We start from the raw sequence: 2,680 nt of genomic DNA, 5'->3' as shown, positions 1-2,680 counted from the left end.
CGACGCTCCCACGGCTTGTAGGCACACGGTTTCAGGTACTATTTCACTCCGCTCCCGCGGTACTTTTCACCATTCCCTCACGGTACTATCCGCTATCGGTCACCAGGGAATATTTAGGCTTAGCGGGTGGTCCCGCCAGATTCACACGGGATTTCTCGGGCCCCGTGCTACTTGGGTGTCTCTCAAACGAGCCGTTGATGTTTCAGCTACGGGGGTCTTACCCTCTACGCCGGACCTTTCGCATGTCCTTCGCCTACATCAACGGTTTCTGACTCGCCTCACAGCCGGCAGACTGTGAAAGAGAGATCCCACAACCCCGTATACGCAACCCCTGCCGGGTCTCACACGTATACGGTTTGGCCTCATCCGGTTTCGCTCGCCACTACTCCCGGAATCACGGTTGTTTTCTCTTCCTGCGGGTACTGAGATGTTTCACTTCCCCGCGTTCCCTCCACATACCCTATGTGTTCAGGTATGGGTGACAGCCCATGACGACTGCCGGGTTTCCCCATTCGGACACCCCCGGATCAAAGCCTGGTTGACGACTCCCCGGGGCCTATCGTGGCCTCCCACGTCCTTCATCGGTTCCTGGTGCCAAGGCATCCACCGTGCGCCCTTAAAAACTTGGCCACAGATGCTCGCGTCCACTGTGCAGTTCTCAAACAACGACCAACCACCCATCACCCCGAACCATTCGGTCCGAGTGCACTGGGGCCGGCACTGAAGGCAGCCATCACGGCCATACCCTCAGACACCCAACAGCGTGCCCGACCAGACCCCGTCCGAAGATCATGCTTTCCACACCCTTGCGAGCAGTACTAACAGCCTCCGACCCGTGAACCCAGCCGAATAATCAACGTTCCACCCATGAGCTGACCACCGCAGAACATTTGCCTGCGTAGTGGCTCTGGATCTCTTGCGAGATCTAGATGCTCCTTAGAAAGGAGGTGATCCAGCCGCACCTTCCGGTACGGCTACCTTGTTACGACTTCGTCCCAATCGCCAGTCCCACCTTCGACAGCTCCCTCCCTTACGGGTTGGGCCACCGGCTTCGGGTGTTACCGACTTTCGTGACGTGACGGGCGGTGTGTACAAGGCCCGGGAACGTATTCACCGCAGCAATGCTGATCTGCGATTACTAGCAACTCCGACTTCATGGGGTCGAGTTGCAGACCCCAATCCGAACTGAGACAGGCTTTTTGAGATTCGCTCCGCCTCACGGCTTCGCAGCTCATTGTACCTGCCATTGTAGCACGTGTGCAGCCCAAGACATAAGGGGCATGATGACTTGACGTCGTCCCCACCTTCCTCCGAGTTGACCCCGGCAGTCTCCTGTGAGTCCCCATCACCCCGAAGGGCATGCTGGCAACACAGAACAAGGGTTGCGCTCGTTGCGGGACTTAACCCAACATCTCACGACACGAGCTGACGACAGCCATGCACCACCTGTACACCGACCACAAGGGGGCGACCATCTCTGGCCGTTTCCGGTGTATGTCAAGCCTTGGTAAGGTTCTTCGCGTTGCGTCGAATTAAGCCACATGCTCCGCTGCTTGTGCGGGCCCCCGTCAATTCCTTTGAGTTTTAGCCTTGCGGCCGTACTCCCCAGGCGGGGAACTTAATGCGTTAGCTGCGGCACCGACGACGTGGAATGTCGCCAACACCTAGTTCCCACCGTTTACGGCGTGGACTACCAGGGTATCTAATCCTGTTCGCTCCCCACGCTTTCGCTCCTCAGCGTCAGTAATGGCCCAGAGATCCGCCTTCGCCACCGGTGTTCCTCCTGATATCTGCGCATTTCACCGCTACACCAGGAATTCCGATCTCCCCTACCACACTCTAGTCTGCCCGTATCGAATGCAGACCCGGGGTTAAGCCCCGGGCTTTCACATCCGACGCGACAGACCGCCTACGAGCTCTTTACGCCCAATAATTCCGGACAACGCTCGCGCCCTACGTATTACCGCGGCTGCTGGCACGTAGTTAGCCGGCGCTTCTTCTGCAGGTACCGTCACTTTCGCTTCTTCCCTGCTGAAAGAGGTTTACAACCCGAAGGCCGTCATCCCTCACGCGGCGTCGCTGCATCAGGCTTTCGCCCATTGTGCAATATTCCCCACTGCTGCCTCCCGTAGGAGTCTGGGCCGTGTCTCAGTCCCAGTGTGGCCGGTCGCCCTCTCAGGCCGGCTACCCGTCGTCGCCTTGGTGAGCCGTTACCTCACCAACAAGCTGATAGGCCGCGGGCTCATCCTTCACCGCCGGAGCTTTCCACACTCATCGGATGCCCGAGAGTGTTGTATCCGGTATTAGACCCCGTTTCCAGGGCTTGTCCCAGAGTGAAGGGCAGATTGCCCACGTGTTACTCACCCGTTCGCCACTAATCCCCACCGAAGTGGTTCATCGTTCGACTTGCATGTGTTAAGCACGCCGCCAGCGTTCGTCCTGAGCCAGGATCAAACTCTCCGTGAATGTGTACCGGTAATCCGGTGCAACACCACGAGAGCGGAACAGTCAGGCGGAATAAGCCCGACCGTTCACAGCGTCCTCGCTGTGTTTTACTTCAAAGGAACCTCGCCCCAACCGGAAACCGGCCGGGAACGGGGTATCAACATATCTGGCGTTGATTTTTGGCACGCTGTTGAGTTCTCAAGGAACGGACGCTTCCTTTGTACTCACCCAAGTT

Annotated in this window: 2 rRNA genes (1 of these 2 cut by a window edge); both read right to left on the bottom strand. The window is 57.8% G+C overall.

Features of this window, described 5'->3' with window-relative positions:
* Positions 1–630: ribosomal RNA gene (locus ACFU53_RS46400) — 23S ribosomal RNA — on the bottom strand (it extends 2,571 nt beyond the left edge of the window).
* A 310-nt stretch (positions 631–940) separates the two neighbouring features.
* Positions 941–2,466: ribosomal RNA gene (locus ACFU53_RS46395) — 16S ribosomal RNA — on the bottom strand.
* The 16S and 23S rRNA genes sit together here, the layout of an rRNA operon.
* Positions 2,467–2,680 lie beyond the last annotated feature (214 nt).

It is taken from the genome of Streptomyces sp. NPDC057474 (assembly GCF_042802555.1).
GTDB lineage: Bacteria > Actinomycetota > Actinomycetes > Streptomycetales > Streptomycetaceae > Streptomyces.
The sequence above is the reverse complement of the archived record's forward strand: the minus strand, read 5'-3'. Positions and strand labels throughout refer to the sequence as shown.